23 protein-coding genes are annotated in these 20281 nt (G+C 63.6%); 14 read left to right on the top strand and 9 right to left on the bottom strand.

Going from position 1 to position 20281, the window contains the following annotated elements; genetic code table 11:
• Positions 1-351 precede the first annotated feature (351 nt).
• Positions 352-510, bottom strand: coding sequence for a hypothetical protein (locus FJ425_RS31760; RefSeq protein WP_181165094.1), 159 nt, complete (start codon positions 508-510; stop codon positions 352-354).
• Here FJ425_RS31760 and FJ425_RS30940 point away from each other — a divergent pair.
• The 7 genes from FJ425_RS30940 to FJ425_RS30910 all read left to right on the top strand — a co-directional run bounded on the left by FJ425_RS30940 (position 505) and on the right by FJ425_RS30910 (position 7802).
• On the top strand, positions 505-726 hold the full coding sequence (locus FJ425_RS30940) for a hypothetical protein (protein WP_140637156.1): 222 nt from the start codon (positions 505-507) through the stop codon (positions 724-726). The two genes, FJ425_RS31760 and FJ425_RS30940, sit on opposite strands and share 6 nt — an antisense overlap.
• Before the next feature lie 99 nt (positions 727-825).
• Positions 826-3948 carry an excinuclease ABC subunit UvrB gene (gene uvrB, locus FJ425_RS30935; RefSeq protein ID WP_140637154.1) on the top strand — a complete coding sequence of 1041 codons (3123 nt, stop codon included), beginning with the start codon at positions 826-828 and terminating at the stop codon, positions 3946-3948.
• Between the two features lie 433 nt (positions 3949-4381).
• Entirely contained in the window at positions 4382-5908 is a 1527-nt protein-coding gene (locus tag FJ425_RS30930) for an ABC-F family ATP-binding cassette domain-containing protein (protein ID WP_140727868.1), read from the top strand.
• A gap of 121 nt (positions 5909-6029) precedes the next feature.
• Positions 6030-6419: a nuclear transport factor 2 family protein gene (locus tag FJ425_RS30925; RefSeq protein ID WP_140637150.1), complete on the top strand. Its 390-nt coding sequence runs from the start codon at positions 6030-6032 to the stop codon at positions 6417-6419.
• Positions 6420-6511: 92 nt separating this feature from the next.
• The gene (locus FJ425_RS30920; RefSeq protein WP_140637148.1) at positions 6512-6691 is read left to right on the top strand and encodes a hypothetical protein; all 180 of its coding nucleotides are present in this window, start codon (positions 6512-6514) and stop codon (positions 6689-6691) included.
• 157 nt (positions 6692-6848) lie between these two features.
• Positions 6849-7265, top strand: a complete 417-nt coding sequence (locus FJ425_RS30915) for a glyoxalase/bleomycin resistance/extradiol dioxygenase family protein (RefSeq protein ID WP_140637147.1) — start codon at positions 6849-6851, stop codon at positions 7263-7265.
• 183 nt (positions 7266-7448) lie between these two features.
• Positions 7449-7802, top strand: a complete 354-nt coding sequence (locus FJ425_RS30910; protein ID WP_140637145.1) for a DUF1428 family protein — start codon at positions 7449-7451, stop codon at positions 7800-7802.
• Between the two features lie 292 nt (positions 7803-8094).
• Here the strand turns inward: FJ425_RS30910 and FJ425_RS30905 are convergent, their stop codons facing one another.
• Together FJ425_RS30905 and FJ425_RS30900 are read right to left on the bottom strand one after the other, a co-directional pair.
• Positions 8095-9729, bottom strand: coding sequence for a sulfotransferase (locus tag FJ425_RS30905; protein ID WP_140727866.1), 1635 nt, complete (start codon positions 9727-9729; stop codon positions 8095-8097).
• A 192-nt stretch (positions 9730-9921) separates the two neighbouring features.
• Positions 9922-10317 (bottom strand): Kazal-type serine protease inhibitor domain-containing protein, encoded by a 396-nt coding sequence (locus FJ425_RS30900; protein WP_140727864.1) that lies wholly within the window; start codon positions 10315-10317, stop codon positions 9922-9924.
• A gap of 441 nt (positions 10318-10758) precedes the next feature.
• Here FJ425_RS30900 and FJ425_RS30895 point away from each other — a divergent pair, with 441 nt between their 5' ends.
• From FJ425_RS30895 to FJ425_RS30885, 3 genes are all read left to right on the top strand, one after another.
• The gene (locus tag FJ425_RS30895) at positions 10759-10971 is read left to right on the top strand and encodes a cold-shock protein (RefSeq protein ID WP_006202520.1); all 213 of its coding nucleotides are present in this window, start codon (positions 10759-10761) and stop codon (positions 10969-10971) included.
• A 238-nt stretch (positions 10972-11209) separates the two neighbouring features.
• On the top strand, positions 11210-11422 hold the full coding sequence (locus FJ425_RS30890; RefSeq protein WP_008877668.1) for a cold-shock protein: 213 nt from the start codon (positions 11210-11212) through the stop codon (positions 11420-11422).
• Between the two features lie 267 nt (positions 11423-11689).
• Positions 11690-12103, top strand: a complete 414-nt coding sequence (locus FJ425_RS30885; protein WP_140637139.1) for a BA14K family protein — start codon at positions 11690-11692, stop codon at positions 12101-12103.
• A gap of 71 nt (positions 12104-12174) precedes the next feature.
• Here FJ425_RS30885 and FJ425_RS30880 read toward each other — a convergent pair whose 3' ends face one another.
• From FJ425_RS30880 to FJ425_RS30870, 3 genes are all read right to left on the bottom strand, one after another.
• Positions 12175-12816, bottom strand: coding sequence for an MBL fold metallo-hydrolase (locus FJ425_RS30880; protein ID WP_140727862.1), 642 nt, complete (start codon positions 12814-12816; stop codon positions 12175-12177).
• A 208-nt stretch (positions 12817-13024) separates the two neighbouring features.
• On the bottom strand, positions 13025-13333 hold the full coding sequence (locus FJ425_RS30875) for a hypothetical protein (RefSeq protein ID WP_140543225.1): 309 nt from the start codon (positions 13331-13333) through the stop codon (positions 13025-13027).
• 146 nt (positions 13334-13479) lie between these two features.
• A complete protein-coding gene (locus tag FJ425_RS30870) occupies positions 13480-14373 on the bottom strand; it encodes a branched-chain amino acid aminotransferase (RefSeq protein WP_140727860.1) in 894 nt (297 codons plus the stop codon).
• Between the two features lie 259 nt (positions 14374-14632).
• Between FJ425_RS30870 and FJ425_RS30865 the strand changes: the two genes are divergently transcribed.
• The 4 genes from FJ425_RS30865 to FJ425_RS30850 all read left to right on the top strand — a co-directional run bounded on the left by FJ425_RS30865 (position 14633) and on the right by FJ425_RS30850 (position 18641).
• A complete protein-coding gene (locus FJ425_RS30865) occupies positions 14633-15160 on the top strand; it encodes a MarR family transcriptional regulator (RefSeq protein ID WP_140647554.1) in 528 nt (175 codons plus the stop codon).
• Positions 15147-15866, top strand: coding sequence for a response regulator transcription factor (locus FJ425_RS30860; RefSeq protein WP_095766537.1), 720 nt, complete (start codon positions 15147-15149; stop codon positions 15864-15866). Before FJ425_RS30865 ends, FJ425_RS30860 begins: the two co-directional genes overlap by 14 nt.
• Before the next feature lie 51 nt (positions 15867-15917).
• A complete protein-coding gene (locus tag FJ425_RS30855; protein ID WP_140543229.1) occupies positions 15918-17333 on the top strand; it encodes an ATP-binding protein in 1416 nt (471 codons plus the stop codon).
• 243 nt (positions 17334-17576) lie between these two features.
• The gene (locus tag FJ425_RS30850; protein WP_246678080.1) at positions 17577-18641 is read left to right on the top strand and encodes a glycosyltransferase family 1 protein; all 1065 of its coding nucleotides are present in this window, start codon (positions 17577-17579) and stop codon (positions 18639-18641) included.
• Here FJ425_RS30850 and FJ425_RS30845 read toward each other — a convergent pair.
• The 3 genes from FJ425_RS30845 to FJ425_RS30835 all read right to left on the bottom strand — a co-directional run bounded on the left by FJ425_RS30845 (position 18633) and on the right by FJ425_RS30835 (position 20127).
• Positions 18633-18992, bottom strand: coding sequence for a tRNA-binding protein (locus FJ425_RS30845; RefSeq protein WP_127251739.1), 360 nt, complete (start codon positions 18990-18992; stop codon positions 18633-18635). The genes FJ425_RS30850 and FJ425_RS30845 overlap by 9 nt on opposite strands.
• An 18-nt stretch (positions 18993-19010) precedes the next feature.
• A complete protein-coding gene (locus tag FJ425_RS30840) occupies positions 19011-19511 on the bottom strand; it encodes a YbjN domain-containing protein (protein ID WP_112098904.1) in 501 nt (166 codons plus the stop codon).
• Between the two features lie 313 nt (positions 19512-19824).
• Positions 19825-20127, bottom strand: a complete 303-nt coding sequence (locus FJ425_RS30835) for an accessory factor UbiK family protein (RefSeq protein WP_140727857.1) — start codon at positions 20125-20127, stop codon at positions 19825-19827.
• Positions 20128-20281: the final 154 nt, after the last annotated feature.

Below are 20281 nucleotides of genomic sequence, written 5' to 3'. Positions count from 1 at the left end.
GCGCCTTTCCTCTACCCCGTCGATCGGGGGAGAGGTGGCTCGGCGAAGCCGAGACGGAGTGGGGGTCGACCAGCGCTGCATTAGCCATTGCATGCGCCAAGCTGCCATGCACGCTATCGCCAAAGGCCAGCCGCTTGGAAATGTGTGCGTCCCCTAGATGAAATGGGGGAGAGGTGGCTCGGTAAAGCCGAGACGGAGAGGGGGCGCCGGTCCGGGCGGCGAAAGCGCTTCGAAGAGAAGGGCTTCCGCCTTTCGAAACCCCCTCTCCGTCCGCTTCGCGGACACCTCTCCCCGCCTCTTGCGGGGCGAGGAACCGTACCTTCGAGGTCGACGCCATTCCCCTGGCTATCGTCAGAGAATTGCGCCCTGATAAAGCACCGCTTCCGCCTCCTCAGGCGCGAAGCGCCGGGCTAGCGTGCGGAAGGCGCTGTGGACGCCGTCGCGGTCGAGGTTGCAGCTTCTGAGGTGGCGAACGGCCAGCGTCGGATCGAATTCGGTGCGCCCATGCATGCCGCGATCTCCGGCATAGGCGCGCTGCTTGCCAGCGAACTGGTGCTGAGGGAGCATTTCCGCTCCGGCCAGCTCGTCGAGATTGCCCGTGAGGTTCCGGCATTGACCATCAAGCGCCGCTTGGTCTGGCCGGTGGACGGACCGAAGGCCCGCCGCGCCGCCGCCGCCGCAGCGCTTGCCGCAATCGCGGACGCTCCCCGGTCCGTCGGGTCATGACGCCTCTCCTGACAGCCTTCTGTCAGCAGCGTCCACGCGCGGCCGGAGCCCTTTCACTCGGCTCTTTCCATTTCGGCCGAGTCCTCCCATATTCGGGCCATGGCCAGACATCCTGACAAGAAGACGCCTTCGCAAGATGGCGCGTCGAAGCGGCGCAGCCCGTTGACCGAATTCCTCGATGCCGCCGAACCGCTGGAGCCCGGCGGCTTCGCGGAAGCGCCGCAGGCCGACTTTTCCGGCGCGCCGCTGACCGGCTCGATCTCCGATTGGGCCGGGCAGATCGAGCGCGAGGCGGAAAAGCAGCCGAAGGCAAAAGCGCCGAAGAAGATCCCCGAGCGCTCGTCGGCGCCCGGGCGCACCGCGCGCGGCACCTCGATGGGCGGCGCTGCCTCGGCGAAAGAGCGCGCGGCCGCCGGCCTCAACCCGGTGGCCGGCCTCGACATCAGCCTCGAGGATGCCGAGTCGGTTTCGTCCGGCGGCGTCACTGCAACGGTCGCGGCGCTCTCGGCGCTGATCGAATCCGGCAATCCGCTGCACAAGGACGGCCAGCTGTGGACGCCGCACCGTCCGGCCCGACCGGAAAAGTCGGAAGGCGGCATCGCCATCAAGATGGTCTCGGATTTCGAGCCCGCCGGCGATCAGCCGACAGCCATCAAGGACCTCGTCGAAGGCGTCGAGCGGAACGACCGCACCCAGGTGCTGCTCGGCGTCACCGGCTCGGGCAAGACCTTCACCATGGCCAAGGTGATCGAGGAGACGCAGCGCCCTGCTTTGATCCTGGCGCCGAACAAGACGCTTGCCGCGCAGCTCTATGCCGAGTTCAAGAAATTCTTCCCCGAGAACGCGGTCGAGTATTTCGTCTCCTATTACGACTATTACCAGCCGGAGGCCTACGTCCCGCGCACCGACACCTATATCGAGAAGGAATCCTCGATCAACGAACAGATCGACCGCATGCGCCATTCGGCGACGCGCTCGCTGCTCGAGCGCGACGACGTCATCATCGTCGCCTCCGTGTCCTGCATCTACGGTATCGGCTCGGTCGAGACCTATACGGCGATGACCTTCCAGATGCAGGTCGGCGACCGGCTCGACCAGCGCTCGCTTCTCGCCGACCTCGTCGCCCAGCAATACAAGCGCCAGGACATCAACTTCGTGCGCGGCTCGTTTCGCGTGCGCGGCGACACCATCGAGATCTTCCCCGCCCACCTGGAAGACCGCGCCTGGCGCATCTCGATGTTCGGCGACGAGATCGAACAGATCACCGAGTTCGATCCGCTGACCGGCCAGAAGACCGGCGAGCTGAAGAGCGTCAAGATCTACGCCAACTCGCACTATGTGACGCCGCGCCCGACCTTGAATCAAGCCATCAAGTCGATCAAGGAGGAGCTCAAGCATCGCCTGCAAGAGCTTGAAAAGGCTGGCCGTCTGCTGGAAGCGCAGCGGCTGGAGCAGCGCACGCGCTTCGATCTCGAGATGCTGGAGGCGACCGGCTCCTGCGCCGGCATCGAGAACTATTCGCGTTACCTCACCGGACGCCAGCCGGGCGATCCGCCGCCGACCCTGTTCGAGTATGTGCCCGACAACGCGCTGATCTTCATCGACGAAAGCCACGTCACCGTGCCGCAGATCGGCGGCATGTATCGCGGCGACTTCCGCCGCAAGGCGACGCTGGCGGAGTACGGTTTCCGCCTGCCGTCCTGTATGGACAACAGGCCGCTTCGTTTCGAGGAATGGGACGCCATGCGCCCGCTGTCGGTGGCGGTTTCGGCGACGCCGGGCGGTTGGGAAATGGAGCAGTCCGGCGGCGTCTTCGCCGAGCAGGTCATCCGCCCGACCGGCCTGATCGATCCGCCGGTCGAGGTGCGTCCGGCCAAGAGCCAGGTCGACGACGTCGTCGGGGAGATCCGCGACACGACCCGGGCCGGCTACCGCACGCTGGTCACCGTGCTGACCAAGCGCATGGCCGAGGACCTCACCGAATATTTGCACGAGAACGGCATCCGCGTCCGCTACATGCATTCCGACATCGACACGCTGGAGCGCATCGAGATCCTGCGCGATTTGCGCCTCGGCGCCTTCGACGTGCTGGTCGGCATCAACCTGTTGCGCGAGGGCCTCGACATTCCCGAATGCGGCTTCGTCGCCATTCTCGATGCCGACAAGGAAGGTTTCCTGCGTTCGGAAACCTCGCTGATCCAGACCATCGGCCGCGCCGCCCGCAACGTCGACGGCAAGGTCATCCTCTATGCCGACCAGATCACCGGCTCGATGAAACGGGCGATGGCCGAGACCAACCGCCGCCGCGAGAAGCAGATGGAGTGGAACGCGGCCAACGGCATCACGCCGGAATCGGTCAAGTCGCGCATCGCCGATATCCTCGACTCGGTCTATGAGAAGGACCACGTCCGCGCCGACATCTCGCAGTTCACCGACGATGCCGGGGCGATGATCGGCAACAATCTGAAGACCCATCTCGAGGCGCTGGACAAGCAGATGCGCGACGCCGCCGCCAATCTCGACTTCGAGAAGGCGGCGCGCGTCCGCGACGAGATCAAGCGGCTGCGCGAGATGGAGCTTGCCATCTCCGACGACCCGCTGGCACGCGAGGTGGAAGGGCAAAGTCCCGCATCAGGCCGCGAAAAGGGCAAGCACAACAAGGGCGTGGCCAAGCATCGCACGGTCGAGGAACAGGAGCGCTTCCGCAAGCTCGACGAGGCACGCGCCGCCGAGGAGGCGGCAAAGGCTGCCCGGCCCAACCTGTTCCGCAAGCCGCATCTGGACGAGATGGGCGCCGACGGCGCCGCGCCGGTCAAGAAGCCGCTCTTCGCCAAGCCGTCGATCGACGACATGGGTCCCGGCACCGACATGACGACCCCGGCCGGCGCGGTGTCGCGTTCGCTGTTCAAGAAGCAGAGCGCGCAGGAAGCGCACGGTTCCGATTTCGGCATTCCGGGCGAGGCGACCAAGCCGCTGTTCAGGAAGAACTCGCTCGACGAGATGACGGTGCGCCGCACCGAAAAGCCGGTCGAGGGAACGAAGCCGCCGAAGCCGCAGCCAACGTCTCCTCCGGTGGGGGAGATGTCCGGCAGGACGGGCGCGAAGGAACGCGACGACAAACCGATCGTCCGCCAGCGCGCCGGCATCGGCTCCTACGAGGACCCTGGCGACGAGAGGCGTCAGAAACGCCGGCCGGGCAAGACCGGACGGCCGGGGCAGTAGCGCCCTTTCCTTCTCCCCCTTGTGGGAGAAGGTGGATCGGCGCGTAGCGCCGAGACGGATGAGGGGTGTTCCAGCGGAGTGAGACGCTGGCGTTCCCTGGAACACCCCTCATTCGACCGAGCTTCGCTCGGCCACCTTCTCCCACAAGGGGAGAAGGGAAAGGCGCACCTTGCCCTCCGCCCCTCCCCCGGTGTATCCAATTCCCAACTCGAACATCTGGAAGGAGGGCTGCGTGAACTGCTATCACCACCGTCAGCGCGGCCCTGTCTGTGCCCTGCGAGCTTGCTTGCAGGGCTGACCAGGACGGTCCGGGTTTTCCCGCTTCGATTTTTGGTCTGCCCTTCGTGGTGCCGCCGAACCTGGCCTGATGGCCTGTGGGCGCACCGTCAAAGTGCATTGAGCCGGATTTTCCGGACAGACCAGAGAAATCGATATGGCCCTGATCAGCCTCAAATCCCTCGGCGTCACCATGAGTGCGCCGCTCTTCTCCAACCTCGACCTCATCATCGGCTCCGGCGACCGGCTCGGCATCGTCGCGGCCAATGGCCGTGGCAAATCCACACTTCTCAAATGCCTGGCCGGCGAATTCGAAGCCACCGCCGGCGACATCACCCGGTCGCGCGGCCTGCGCGTTGGCCATGTCGAGCAATCCATCCCTGACGCATTCCTCGGCCGCAGCTTCCATGACGTCGTCGCCGATGCCTTGCCGTCCGAACAGCGCGACAGCGAGTCCTGGCGCGTCGACGTCGTGCTGGATTCCCTCGAGGTGCCGGAAGACATGCGCGGCCGGCCTATGCGCGCGCTGAGCGGCGGCTGGCAGCGTCTGGCGCTGATCGCCCGCGTCTGGGTCACCGATCCCGACGTGCTTCTGCTCGACGAGCCGACCAATCATCTCGACCTCGCCAGGATCAGCCAGCTGGAAACATGGCTCAATGCGCTGCCGCGCGACGTGCCGGTCATTATCGCCAGCCACGACCGCGCCTTTCTCGACGCCGCCATCAACCGTACGCTGTTCCTGCGCCCGGAAGACTCGCCGGTGTTCGCGCTGCCCTATTCGCGCGCCAGGCTTGCGCTCGACGAGCTCGATGCCTCGATGGCGCGCAAGTTCGAGCGCGACATGAAGATCGCCCAGCAGCTGCGCAAGCAGGCCGCCAAGTTGAACAATATCGGCATCAATTCCGGCAGCGACCTTTTGACGGTGAAGACCAGGCAGCTCAAGGAACGGGCCGAGAAGCTGGAGGATGCCGCCGTACAAGCGCATCGCGAGCGTTCGGCCGGCGCGATCAAGCTGGCCAACCGCGGCACCCACGCCAAGGTACTGATCACGCTGGAGGACGCGGCGGTCGAAACCCCTGACGGCACGCTGCTGTTCAGGACCGGCAAGCGCCACATCTGCCAAGGCGATCGCATCGTGCTGCTTGGCCGCAACGGCGTCGGCAAGACGCGCTTCATCGCGATGATCCGCGACGCCGTCGCCGAGCCGGGATCGGTTGCGAACATCAAGGTGACGCCGTCGACCGTGCTCGGTTACAGCGACCAGGCGCTGTCGGGCATCGATGGCGGCGACACGCCGCTGGCGATGGTCTCGCGCCGCTTCGAGATCGGCGAGCAGCGCGCCCGCTCCCTGCTCGCCGGCGCCGGCGTCGCGATCGAGATGCAGGAGAGGAAGATCGGCGCTCTGTCCGGCGGACAGAGATCGAGGCTGATGATGCTGGTGCTCAGGCTCATCCATCCCAATTTCTATCTGCTCGACGAGCCGACCAACCATCTCGATATCGACGGCCAGGAGGCATTGGAGGACGAATTGTTGAAGCATCAGGCGAGCTGCCTGCTTGCCTCGCATGACCGCTCCTTCATCCGTGCCGTCGGCAATCGCTTCTGGCTGATCGACAAGCGGCGGCTGACCGAGGTCGACGACCCTGAGGCGTTCTTCCGCTCGGTCGCCGAGATGCCGAACTGAGACGATACCTCTGTCGGGCCGGCACTGCCGGCCCGACAGGGATAGCTGCCGGCTCGGCGATACTTTTCCAGCTGCTAAAAAAAGCGCATGCTGAACTGCTTAGCCATGGAGGGAATGGGCCATGCGTGCAGTGGAAATCATCAGCAATCTCTATCAGGCCTATGCGGACCGCGACATCGAGGGCGCCTTGTCTCGGTGCGCCGAAGATGTCGTGTTCCGCTGGATTGCCGATCCCCGGCAATCGCGTCACGCCGGCACCGCGCACGGCAAGCAGGAATTCCTCGCCAGGCTCCTGGCGCTCGACGACGACTTCGAATACCGGCACTTTGTCCCGGTCGAGATCATCGACGGCGGCGACAAGGTGGCCGCGCAGGTCGAGATCCACATGACGCGCCGCGCCACCGGCGAGGAGCTCATCATGCGCACCGCCAATTTCTGGACGGTCCGCGACGGCGAGATCATCGAGATGGTGGAATATTACGACACCGCGCTGGCCGCGTCGGTGTTCTGAAAAAAATCGAGGCGATCTGTCGGATCGCCGATTGCCGCCTCGTCCTTGGGATGCCGACACGATGATGCCGGCATCAACCAGGGAGAGACATCATGTCGGTACTGTCATCCATCGGCCGTCTTGCCAACCACTATGCCCAGGCGCGCGCCCGTCATCGCAGCGAGCGCATCCTGCTTTCGCTGCCGGCCGAGCTGCGCAAGGACATCGGCTTTCCGGAGATTTTCGAAACGCGCGAAAGCCGCCGCGCCGCCACCTTCTCGAAGGTCATATAAGTCGCGCTTTCGATGCGATTGTTTTGCAGCCGTGCTTGCCGCCCGAGCTGCCTGGACCAGCTACTCTAAAAATAATTTGCAGGCCATGTAGGATCGCCGCCGCTTCATCCGTCCTGGGGTCGCAAAACCGGATCAACCCGTGAAGAGGAACACGAGAATGAACGACCAGACCCCGCCCCGCGCCAAGGTCCTTGGCGGATTGACCCCCTACCTGCAGGTCGATGGCGCCATCAAGGCCGCCGAGTTCTACAAGAAGGCTTTCGGCGCGGAAGAGGTGTTCGCCTATCCGCCCGACGACAACGGCCGCACCATGCACATCCATCTCTACGTCAACGGCTCGACGCTGATGCTGGGCGATGCCTATCCCGAACACGGCCATCCGCACCAGGCGGCGCAGGGTTATACGCTGCAGCTGCATCTCGGCAGCGACGACATCGATGCCTGGTGGCAGCGCGCGGTGGATGCCGGCTGCGAGGTCGTCACCCCGCTGCAGGTGATGTTCTGGGGCGACCGCTGGGGCCAGGTGAAAGACCCCTTCGGCGTCGCCTGGGCGATGAATGCCCCGGTGAAGTGAGCCGCCCACCCCTCCCTGTGGGAGAGGTCGGATTGCCCCAATTTGCCCTTCGCAAATCGCAATCCGGGTGAGGGCTAGTTAGCGCCAAGCTGGAACACCCCTTGTCCGTCTCGGCGCTGCGCGCCGATCCACCTTCTCCCACAAGGGGAGAAGGAAAAAACGCCACCAAAGAGGAGAACCGCCATGTCCTATGTCGATGGCTTCGTGCTCGCCGTGCCGAAGGCAAATCTCGATGCGTACAAGAAGATGGCCGAGAACGCCGGCACCGTCTGGATGGAGCACGGCGCGCTCGCCTATGTCGAATGCGTCGGCGACGACGTGCCCTATGGCGAGCTGACCTCGTTCCCGCGCGCCGTGCAAGCGAAGGACGACGAGGTCGTCATCTTCTCCTGGGTCGTCTACGAGTCCAGACAGAGTCGCGACGCGGTCATGGCCAAGGTGATGGCCGATGAGCGTCTCAAGATGGACTGGTCCGCCATGCCGTTCGACAGCAAGCGCATGATCTTCGGCGGCTTCCAGCCATTCATCCAGCTTTGAGGAGCGACGGAACGCCAGTGTCGGCTGATCGCAATCATTTGCGGTTGGCCGAGGCGCTCGTCAGGTCGTCATCCACGGGCGGAGCAAGGAGCGAAGCGACGCGGCGCAGACCCGAGGATCCATTCCGTTACCTATGAGCGTTGCAGCGATGCAGAACGACCTCTGTTCTGCGCCGCCTTTAACCTTCGCGCGAGCTCACGGAATGGATCCTCGGGTCTGCGCGTCCGCTTCGCTCCCGCTCCGCCCGTGGATGACGAAGTTCGGGCGCTTCGGCCAATCGCTGACGCGTGTGCTAGTTCAGCCGATCCAGCAGCGGCTTCAGCCGCTCCCCATACCGCTTCCACAGATCGACCGAGCCCTGATACATCGGCTGGCGCACTTGCGCGGCCGATGCGGTTCGCACCGGCCGGTCCGTCTCGTGGAAGGACAGCACCTTGTCGTCCCAGGGCAGGCCGAGATACGCCATCAGCTTCCGTGACTGCCCGTCCTGGTCGGCGACGAAATCCTCATAGCGCACATCGTGCACGACGCCCGGCAGCACCTTGTGCCAATGCGCCATGATGTCGGTGTAGAGGTTATGGAAATCGGCGAGCTCGCCGAGGTCGTAGCCGTAGCGGTGGCTGTCGCCGCGGAAATGCACCTTGAAGATCGACAGGCACGTGGCCGCCGCATCGCGCGCGCAATGGACGATCTTGGCCTTCGGCAGCATCATGTGCAGGAAGCCGACCAGAAGGAAGTTGCCCGGCATTTTGTCGGTGACATGGCGGTAGCCCGGATAGCGGCTATGCAGCATGTCGAGATAGGCCTGGCCGGCTTCGGCGAAGGCCTTGTCGGGCATGTCGGCGATACCGGCGGGGAAGCCGCCCGGCATGCTCATCGGAAACTGCTTGCCGACGGCTGTCTTCAAGATGTTCAACTCGCCCGCGCCAAAGACCGCCGGGTGGCTGGCGATGATCTGCTCGACCAGCGTGGTGCCGGAGCGCGGCATGCCGACGACGAAGATCGGCGTGTCGTCGGAAATGCCGCTTGGCCTGCGCTTCTCGAAGAAGGCTGTGTCGAAGGCCGCCTTCATCGCCTCGAATTCGCCGCGCGTGCGCGCGGGATCGTAGTCGATGACCTTGCGGCGGATGGCATTGCCCTCGGCGAAATAGTCGAAGGCGCGGCCATAATGCTTTAGGTCGTCATTGACCTTGCCCAGTCCGAAGGAGAGCTGCATGCGCGCGAGGCTGCCTTGCGGCGCCTTGGCGTGCTCGGCCTCCATGCCGGAAAGCTCCTTGTCGCGCTCGGTCTGGCGCTTGACCTGCGTGAGCAGCAGCCAGGCTTTCGACATATTCGGGGCTATCGCCAGCGTCTGGCGGGCGAGATCGGCCGCCTCGCCGAGCTTGCCCTTCTCCATCATCGCGACGCCAAGCCCATAGAGCAACTCGGCGTCCTTCGGCCGGATCGACAGCGCCTCGCTAAATAGCTTGATCGCCTCATCCAGCCGCCCGGCCTCCTGCATCGTCTCGGCAAGACCGATGCGCGCGCGGACATGGAACGGGTTGCGGCCGATGGTGCCGCGATAGATCTCCTCGGCCGCGTCGAGCTGTCCGAGCTGCTTCAGCGACGAGCCGAGATTGTCGCGCGCGGCCAGTTGGTCCGGCCGGATATCCACCGCGCCGCGGAAGAAATCGACCGCGGCGGCGACGCGGCCGAGATCGCGCATGACCGTGCCCATATTGTTGAGGAAGTCGGCATTTTCGGGCTGCAAGGTCACCGACTGCTCGATGAGATCGAGCCCTTCCTCGCTCCTGCCGGTCTGGTGCAGCAGCAGCCCGAGGAAATGCAGCGCAGCGGCATGGTTCGGCTGCTGCCCCAATACCTGCCGGTAGAGGCCCTCGGCCTCCTGGCGCCGGCCGGCCTGATGCAGTTGCAGCGCCTTTTGCACATAGGGATCGAGCGGGCTCGCCGAACCACCTGGCCTGCCACCGGCATTTGCCGCTCTTCTGTGATCTTTTTTAATGGGAAACCTGCCGTATTTGTTGGTCCGCCGGACCTAAGCCATACGGGCAAGAGATTCAAGACAAAGCGTCAGCGCGCGGCGCGGTGTCTATCTGCGCGAATGGACGCCGCGCTCTTCTCAGCACGGTCCGTCGCCGACGATGCGATAGTCCGCCGCGCGCACCTCGCATGCGTTCGGGAAGGTCCGCACTTGCCCATGGCGTCTGGCGCAGACCGGCGCGTATTCGCGCGTGCAGAAGGCTTGTTCTCCACCGCCACCACCGCCACCGTCGCGGCAAGGACCGTCCCGCACGATGCGGTAGCCTTCCCTTTCGGCCAGGCAGGCATTGGCGAAGGTCTGCCGGTCGCCACCGCGCCGAGCACAGACCGGTTGGTACTGCATGGTGCAGAGCTGCGGATGCGGACGGGGCGGCCGCGGGCCTGGGCCATCGTCGACGACGACGGTGCAGGCAGCCAGCAGCGCCGACAGCATGAAAACGACAACGCCCTGCCGCGACACCGCAACCAACCGCATATACTCCTCCTTCGTCCCGGCGCGCGATGCCGGCTCGCGGTATCCTCGCATCCTGCGCGCTAAACGCAACCGTCGTTTGTGGAGCCGCGGAACCGGTTGTCGCCTTGGCCCATGCTTGGCCCGCCTCTGGCCGATGACCGGTGATGGGGCCGGGTCTATCGAGGCCCAGCGTTGGACGCGCCGCTGGTCGCCCGCGAGCGTCGTCTTGCAACCATCACGTTTCCGTGTAATAAAAATCATGTTCGGGCATTTGCGACCCGGAGAGCGGAACGTTTTGGACGACCTTTCCCCGATAAGTGTGAATCTCTGACAACCCCGTTTTTCGGCGGGGGGTTTGACCATGCGCGAATGCATGACCGCCGAAGCAACCACCGGGATTTGCCCAAGGCGCGAGGCAGCGGGCAAACCACAAGACTGACACGGGTGAAGGAGTTTTCCCCAATGGCCCAGACCGGTACTGTAAAGTTCTTCAATGCCACCAAAGGCTTCGGCTTTATCACGCCGGATGGTGGCGCCAAGGACGTGTTCGTCCACATTTCCGCGATCGAGGCCTCTGGCCTGCGCACGCTGGTCGACGGCCAGAAGGTCACCTTCGACGTCGAGCCGGACCGCATGGGCAAGGGCCCGAAGGCGGTCAACCTGCGCGCCGCCTGATCCGCCGAAACAGCCCATCCTTGCGGATGCAATGGTGCGGCAGGATCATGAACCGGCTTCAGAGTAGGCCTGAAATTGCGAAGGCGCGACCGTTTCGGTCGCGCCTTTTTTGCGCGCAAATGCTTGGATCGGCAGGCGAAAACTTTCTCTTGCCGATAGCGCTAAAATAAAGGACAAATTTCCTCTCGGGCAGTTTGCCGGCCCGAGACTTGACTTGATGGGATCAAAGGAGTTTCCCATGCCGCAGACCGGCACCGTCAAATTCTTCAACCATGCCAAGGGCTTCGGCTTCATCACGCCCGATGATGGCGCGAAGGATGTCTTCGTCCACATCTCGGCTGTGCAGGCGTCGGGCCTTCCCGGTCTTGAGGATGGGCAGAAAGTGACATTCGATACCGAGCCGGACAAGCGCGGCAAGGGTCCGAAGGCCGTCAATCTGTCGGTCGGCTAAGCCGGCTCGCGACAGATCCGACGGAAGCTTTTCAGGCGGGACCGCTCCCGCCCCGGAACGGGTTGTGCCCAGGTCCGGAAAGGTCGCCGGCTTCGAAAATCGCCAAGCCTCGAAAACCGCCGAGGCTCGAAAAATCCCCAGGCCACGAAAAATCGTTTACGCCGATTTCCGTTCAGCCTCCGTTCAGCCACGGTCTTCTATTAACCTTTGCTAAAGCCGGTCCGTATCCCCGAAAAAATGCGCGGGCCGACGCGAAGGAGACCGAAAATGAACCGTTTTCTCAAGACCGCCATCCTCAGTGCTGGCATTGCCGCGACCACTTTGGCCACCTTCTCGGCGGCCAATGCCGACGACTGGCGCTGGCACCATCATCGTCATCATGGCGGTGACGCCCTCGCCGCCGGCGTTGTCGGCCTCGCGGCAGGCGCCTTGATCGGCAGCGCGCTCAGCAACCCCGGGCCGCGCTATTACGAACCGGCCTATGGTGACGACTATTATGTCGACCGGCCGGTGCGCCGCTACTACGTTCAGCAGCCGCGTGTCGTCTATGCCGACCGCTACGCCGAACCGTGGACCCGCGGCTGGTACGAGTATTGTTCGGACCGCTACCGCAGCTTCAATTCGCGGACCGGCACTTTCACCGGCAGTGACGGCGCTCAGCATTTCTGCGTCGCCAACTGACCGGTCGAACATCGCCTGGGTTCCCTGCCCAAGAAAAGCGCCGCCCTCAGCGGCGCTTTTCTTTTTGAAGGTCAGGTCAGAAACGGATTGGTCCGCCGCTCGTCGCCAAAGCGGCTGCCCGGGCCGTGGCCGCAGATGAAACCTATGTCGTCGCCAAGCGGTAGAAGCTTGTCCTTGATCGAGGCGATCAGCGCGGCGTGGTCGCCGCCGGGCAGGTCAGTGCGACCGATCGAGCCGCGGAACAGCACGTCGCCGACATGCGCGAATTTGGCCGCCCGGTTGTAGTAGACGACATGGCCCGGCGCATGCCCCGGGCAATGCAGCACTTCGAACACATGGTTGCCGAACGACACCGTTTCGCCTTCGGTGAGAAAGCGGTCCGGCACGCAATTGCGCACCGGATCGGTGAGGCCGAAACGTTTGGCCTGGTTCTCGAGATTGGCAAGCAACGGCTTGTCGGCCTCATGTGGGCCGATAATGTCGATGCCCAGCGCGTCCTTCAGGTCCATGGCGCCGCCGGCATGGTCGATATGGCCATGCGTAATCCAGATTGCGCCGGCGGTGATGGCATTGTCCCTCAGCGCTGAAAGTATGTTGTCGATATCGCCGCCGGGATCGACGACGACGCCCGACTTGTCGTCCATATCGAAGAGAATGGTGCAGTTCTGCTGGAAGGGCGTGACCGGCACGATACCGGCATTGAGCTGACCCATGGCTTTCCTTTCCCTTCCTTCGAAGTGTCGCCCTGATGTAGACAGCCCGGCGAACCTCGTCCACCATTGTCCGAACTTCGGGAGGAAATGCGCGGCCTAGGCCGCCGCCATGTTTCCAAAAGGAATGGGCGACCGAGGCCGCCGGCCGTGTTCCAAAAAAGGAATGGGCGGCCGAGGCCGCCCATGGCAAAGTCCGAGAGAACTGGACCTATTTCTTCATTGCATTCATGACCGCGCCGATGATGCCGGTTAGGATCGCGCCACCGCCAACGCCGCCGAGGAGGTTCTTCAGGTCGAGCGCGCTGCCGATGCCGCCCGCCGCCGCTGCCGCGTCAACGCCGCCGCCGCCGAGCAGACTGCCGAGAATGGCCGCGCCGCCGACGCCGCCGATCGCACCGCCGAGGATTTTGGTAAGTTGGCCCATCGCTGCCTGCTTGAACGCCGCGCCAACCGCCTGGCCACCGATAACGCCGGCAATTACCTGTACAACGATCTGAATAATCGTGTTGCTGTCCATGTAACTAGTCCCTCCATAGCCGCCAGCCTCCTCGGGCCGACGCCATCATGAGACGCCGAATTGTTCGAAAGTCAAATGCGCGCGCGCTTAAATAAAAGGGGCGGCTCGAAAACCGCCCCTATTGCACAAAAAAGCTGTGACTATCTCTATTCTGCAGCGATTGCGTGCTTTGGCTGCACCGCGGCGGAATAGTCATTCATCAATGTCTTGGCGATCTCGCCGACCTCGAATCGGTATGGACCGATCTCGGAAACCGGCGTGACCTCGGCGGCGGTGCCGGTGAGGAAGCACTGCTCGAAATCTTTGAGTTCCTCCGGCATGATGACGCGCTCGATCACCTCGAAACCGCGGTCCTTCGCCAGGCCGATCACCGTGCGGCGGGTTATGCCGTCGAGGAAGCAGTCGGGCGTCGGCGTATGGATCTTGCCGTCCTTGACGAAGAAGATGTTGGCGCCCGTGGCTTCCGCCACCTGGCCGCGCCAATCGAGCATCATGGCATCGGCGTAGCCCTTGGCCTCGGCGGCGTGCTTGGACAGCGTGCAGATCATGTAGAGGCCGGCGGCCTTCGACTTGGACGGCGCGGTGCGCGGATCGGGCCGGCGCCATTCGGCGACGTCGAGCCGAATGCCCTTGAGCTTCTGCGCGGGATCGAAATAGCTCGGCCACTGCCAGATGGCGATGGCGCAGTTGATGCGGTTGTTCTGCGCCGAAACGCCCATCTGCTCGCTGCCGCGCCAGGCGATCGGACGCACATAGGCGTCCTGGAAACCCTGCTTCTTCAACAGCGTGCGGCAGGCCTCGTCGATCTCGGCGACCTGATAGGGAATCTTGAAGCCGAGCAGGCGCGCCGATTCATGCAGGCGCTCATTGTGCTCGGTCAGCTTGAAGATCTGGCCGCCATAGGCGCGCTCGCCCTCGAAGACGGCGCTGGCATAGTGCAGGCCATGGGTCAGCACATGGATCTTGGCGTCGGCCCATTTGACGAACTCGCCGTTCATCCAGATGAAGCCTTCCAATTGATCGAAGGGAACGGATGCCATGGAAACCTCCCGCGGGCAGGCGCCCGCAAATCGTTGTGTTTATGACCTTTCGAACCGGCCCCGCACAGGATCCGAAACGCTGGCCAATGCTTGAAAGCGTAGGCGGATATTCAATCCGTGGCAAACTCAGGAAGTTCCGGAAAAATGGCTTCCTCTTGCCTTTTTGTTCGCAATCCGCCGAAAAGCTTGTCAAAAATTATCATTGCCCGGAAATTACGTCAACGGTACTGACATAATTCCCGCCTCGCATGGAGAAACGATGACGAGCCCCGCAGCCGGAAAACCGATCAGGACGGCCATCGCCGATGAGGACGGCATCGACTTCGCCATCATCGAACTGTTTTTCTTCGCCTATCGCGATTTCACCTCCGACCCGGACCAGATCCTCGCCGATTACGGCTTCGGCCGCGCCCATCATCGCGTGCTGCACTTCGTCAACCGCAGGCCGGGCCTCACCGTCGCCGAGCTGCTCGATGTGCTGAAGATCACCAAGCAGAGCCTGGCGCGGGTTTTGAAGCAGTTGATCGACACCGACCACATCGTCCAGGTGCAGGGTCCGCGCGACCGCCGGCAGCGCGAGCTCTACCCGACCGCCAAGGGTCGCGCCCTGGCCCTGGCGCTGGCGCGGCCACAGTCGCGCCGCATCCGTGCGGCATTGGAGGATTCCGGAACCACCGAACGCGCCACGATCGAGCGCTTCCTGGAAGCGATGGTCAATCCGGAACTAAGAGCGCAGATTGACATTGTGCCTGCGCAAACATCGGGGAAGAACCATGGAGACCATTGAGAAGGTCGATCATCCGTCAGCACCCGACGATGACGCGCCGCATCTTCTGGTCGTCGACGACGACACGCGTATCCGCAACCTGCTCAAGCAGTATCTGTCCGAGAACGGTTTTCGCGTCACCGTGGCCGGCAATTCCGGCGAGGCCAGGCGCAAGCTCGCCGGCCTCGACTTCGACCTTCTGGTGCTCGATGTGATGATGCCGGGCGAGACCGGCGTCGACCTCACCAAGGCGCTGCGGGCCGAGAAGAACGTGCCGATCCTGATGCTGACGGCGCTGTCCGAGACCGACAGCCGCATCACCGGCCTGGAAGCCGGCGCCGATGACTACCTGCCGAAACCGTTCGATCCGCGCGAGCTGATCCTGCGCATCAACAACATCCTGCGCCGTGGCGGCCCGGCGGCGACGCCGAAGGTGGAGCAACTGGTGTTCGGACCCTACACGTTCCAGATCGCCAAGCGTGAATTGAAGCGCGGCGGCGAGGCGCTTAAGCTGACCGACCGCGAGCAGGAGATCCTCGCGATCTTCGCCGCGCGGGCGGGCGAGACCATACCGCGCCATGAGCTGGTGGGCGATGAATCGGATGTCGGCGAGCGCACCATCGACGTGCAGATCAACCGGCTGCGCCGCAAGATAGAGCGCGATCCGTCCAATCCGGTGTGGCTGCAGACGGTGCGCGGTATTGGGTATCGGCTCAGCGTCGAATAGGTTACCGTCGAAGGCCCTTTGCTGAACGGCCATCGACGAGCGGAAGGGCGAATGGCGACCACGCAACTGGACAAGCCGAAAGGAAGCGGTCCCGGCGATCTCGCATTGCGGACGCTGAGGGCGATGCCGCGCGCCTGGAACCGGTTCTGGCGCCTAGTCGCGCTCTACATGCCGAAGCGGCTTTACGCCCGCTCGCTGATTATCGTCATCGCGCCGATGATCCTGCTGCAGTCGGTGGTCGCCTTCGTCTTCATGGAGCGCCATTGGCAGACGGTCACGCAGCGCCTGTCGCAGGCGACCATCTCGGACATAGCGGCGGTCATCGACATGATGGAGACCTATCCGCACGACGCCGACTACGCCAACATCATCCGCATCGCCCAGGATCGCATGCAGTTGAAGGTGGATCTGCTGCCGCCGGATCCGCTGCCGCCGCCCGGCCCCAAACCGTTCTTCTCGATCCTCGACGAGGCCTTGTCGTCGGAGATCACAAAGCAGATCAACCGTCCGTTCTGGATCGACACGGTCGGCAATTCCAACGTCGTCGAGGTTCGCGTCCAGCTTGAAGGCAAGGTGCTGCGCGTCTTCGTGCGGCGAAGCCAGGCTTATGCCTCGAACACCCACATCTTCCTGATCTGGATGGTCGGCACCTCGCTGGTGCTGTTGATGATCGCCATCCCCTTCCTGCGCAATCAGATCAGGCCGATCCTGACGCTCGCCGAGGCCGCCGAGAGTTTCGGCAAGGGTCGGCCGATGCCGCGCGATTTCCGCCCGCGCGGCGCCGAGGAAGTCCGTCGCGCCGGCTTCGCTTTCATCCAGATGCGAGAGCGCATCGAACGCCAGATCGAGCAGCGCACCGCGATGCTGACCGGCGTCAGCCACGACCTCAGGACCATTCTCACCCGCTTCAAGCTGCAGCTGGCGCTGGCCGGCGGCAAGTCCGAGACCAAGGCCGCGCTGAACCAGGACATCGACGACATGCAGTCGATGCTGGAAGGCTATCTCTCTTTTGCCCGCGGCGAATCCGCGGAGGACACCGGCCGCTTCGACCTTGAGACCTATTTCCAGAAGCTCGGCGAGGAAGCGCAATTGCGCGGCTGCAAGCTCGCGACGACGCTGGCCGGGGATCCGACCGTGCATGTGCGGCCGAACGCCTTTGCCCGTTTGCTGTCGAACGTCATCGGCAATGCTTTCCGCTATGCCAAGACCGTCGAGGTCCACGCCAATCATGGCCGCGGCTCGCTCACCGTCACCATCGACGACGACGGGCCAGGCATCGCGCCCGACAAGCGCGAAGAGGTGTTCAAGCCTTTCCTGCGGCTCGACGAGGCGCGCAATCTCGATGCCAGCGGCACCGGCCTTGGCTTGTCGATCGCCCGCGACATCGCCCGCAGCCACGGCGGCGACGTCAGCCTCGAGGACAGCCCGCTCGGCGGCCTGCGCGCAGTGATCAAGGTGCCTGCGTAAGTCCAGCCGAGACAGGCTTCATCCGCCCGTCATGAAATCATGGTCAAGAGCGCGCATGAAGCGCGCGACCTCTGTTGATTCGGCCCTGCCGCATCGCTTCGATCCGGCCCCTGCCCGGGTGCGCTGGAGCGAGGCGCGAGCGGCTGCCTGGTTGCCGTTCCGGCACCGCGCCGGCGCGCTCAGGAATTATTGCGGCAAAGGATCGCCATGCGTATCGGGATCGCCATGCGTATCGGGATCGCTATGCGTATCCTGATGGTCACCGACGCGTGGCGGCCTCAGGTCAATGGCGTGGTGCACACGTTGGAACGCCTCACCGAGGCGCTGAAATCCTTCGACGTCGAGCTCGATTTCCTGACGCCGAACCTGTTTCGCACCTTGCCGATGCCGACCTATCCCGACATCCGCTTGGCGTTGACCACGCCTGGCCGCGTCGCGCGCATGATCGAGGCCGCCAAGGCCGACCACATCCACATTGTCACCGAGGGTCCGCTCGGCATCATGGCGCGCCGCCATTGCCGGAAGATTGGCCGCCCCTTCACCACCAGCTACCACACCCGCTTTCCCGAATATCTCAGCGCCCGCCTGCCGGTGCCGGAGAGCTGGGCTTACAATTGGCTGCGCGATTTCCACAATTCCGGACAGGGCACGCTCGTCGCGACGCAATCGCTGGCGGACGATCTCGCGGCGCGCGGCTTCAACAAGCTGAAGCCCTGGACGCGCGGCGTCGACACCGACCATTTCCGGCCCAACAAGCGCAAGGAAACCGGATTTCCTCGTCCGGTTTTCCTATGCGTCGGCCGCGTCGCGATCGAAAAGAACCTGACCGCCTTCCTCGATCTCGACCTGCCCGGCAGCAAAGTCGTCGTCGGCGAAGGGCCCGAGTTGGCAAAGCTCAAGGCGCGCTATCCCAACGCGTATTTCCTCGGCCACCGCCCGAACGACGAGCTGGCCGAGATCTACGCCTCGGCCGACGTCTTCGTCTTTCCGAGCCGAACCGACACCTTCGGTAACGTCATCATCGAGGCGCTGGCCAGCGGAACGCCCGTTGCCGCCTTTCCGGTGACCGGACCGATCGACATTGTCGGCGATGGCGTCGGCGGCGCCGTCTCCAACGATCTGCGCGAGGCGGCGATGAAGGCGCTTGAAATCGATCGCGCCGAAGCGCGCCAGCGCGCGATGCGCTACAGCTGGCAGGCCTGCGCCGAAATGTTCCTCGACGCCGTCGACGAGGCGCTGGGAATGCCAAGCAAGCGCGCCGATCAGGACAGAGCGGCTCCAGTTCGCCCCAGGCTCGCCCTAGAATAGGCGCCCGCCGTCCGGCACCTTGCGCTCGATGGCGCCGAGCACCACGGCGCCCTCTTCGTCGGGAAAGCCCAGCGTCAGCACCTCCGACATGAACGGGCCGATCTGGCGCGGCGGGAAATTAACCACCGCGAAGACCTGGCGGCCGATCAGCGTTTCCGGCGCGTAGTATTTGGTGATCTGCGCCGACGACTTCTTCACCCCGATCGCCGGGCCGAAATCGATCTTCAGCTTGATCGCAGGCTTGCGCGCCTCCGGAAACGGCTCGGCCTCGACGATCGTACCGGCACGGATGTCGACACGGTCGAAATCGGCAAAGCTGATCTCGGGCTTTCGCTCGCTGCTGGAACTCATCGGCGAAGTCGCCTTGGCTCAGGCGTTACCATGGGTCTCGAAGAGCACGCTGGACAGCGCGTCCTTGGCCGATGTACCCGACCAGACGACGAACTGGAAGGCCTGGAAATAGCATTCGCAGGCCTCCAGCGCCGAGGACAGCAGCACCTCGACCTGTTGGCTCGAAGGCTCGACCCCGCCGGCAAGCAGCAGCGACTGCCGGAACATGATCGCGCCTTCCTGTTCCCACAGATCGAAATGCCCGAACAGCATCTGCTCGTTGATCAGCGAAAGCAGCCGCATCACTTCCAGTGTACGCGTCTCCGGCACCTTGATGTCGAAGGCGCAGGCCAGATGCAGCGCCTCGAAATCCTCCATCCAGGAAAAGGAGACGTGATAGTCGGTCCAGCTGCCGGCCACCGAAATCGAAATCTCGTCGTCGCCGGCGCGTTCGAAGGACCAGTCGTTGTTGTGGGCCACCTGCTCGATGACATCCACCGGGTGGATTTCGCGGGAGAATTCGAGTTCGAGGAGTTCCATGAATGCTTCCTGTGTTCAGGGGAGCGCCACACGCTCCGCGGGGCACACACGACGAACAATCTTGTCTAGAACTCGGACGGTCAGGACTTTCCAACACAAAGACCCAACCGGACCCCACCGCCCGGCGCATGACCCTGCTTCGAATCATGCAACAAATTCAGTCTATTGATCGGGAGTCGCGTGAACAGCCCAATTTTTCGCACTGCGTCATCCGCATGTGGAAAGGTGGCTGTCACGAAGATTCATGCAATGCCGGTAAGCGATTCACGGCAAAGCGATTTTTCGGATCGCGCTATGTGGAAAAGTTTAATGATTATTTTTTTGCGCGGGGCTTCGCGGCACCCGTTGGTGCGGCCTGTCCGGTCAGTTTGGCGAGCTTGGCCTCGAGCGCCTCGACGCGCGTCGCCAGCTGGATGTTGTCTTCCCGCGCCTTGACCGCCATCTCGCGCATGGCCTCGAACTCTTCGCGCTGCACCACATCCATGGAATTCAGCATGCGCTCGGCCTGCGCCCGGAACGCCGTCTCCACTTCGCGCCGCATGCCCTGCGCGGCACCCGCGGCATCGGTCATGATCTTTGCGAATTCGTCGAGAATGCGGTTCGGTCCGGTCGACATGGCAGATCCTCGCTTGGTCGTTTTGACGTAGTGGGGCGCGGCGCGGAATGCAAGCGTGCCTGATGACGAGCGGTTCATGTTGGCGCAGCGCTCAATAACTATTATTATGTCGACAAGAGCCCCTAGGAGCATGTCATGGCAATCAGTGCAGATC

Source organism: Mesorhizobium sp. B2-7-2 (genome assembly GCF_006440775.1).
In the GTDB taxonomy this organism is placed as follows: domain Bacteria; phylum Pseudomonadota; class Alphaproteobacteria; order Rhizobiales; family Rhizobiaceae; genus Mesorhizobium.
Note: the sequence above shows the minus strand (reverse complement) of the source record. Positions and strands in the feature narration are given on the sequence as shown.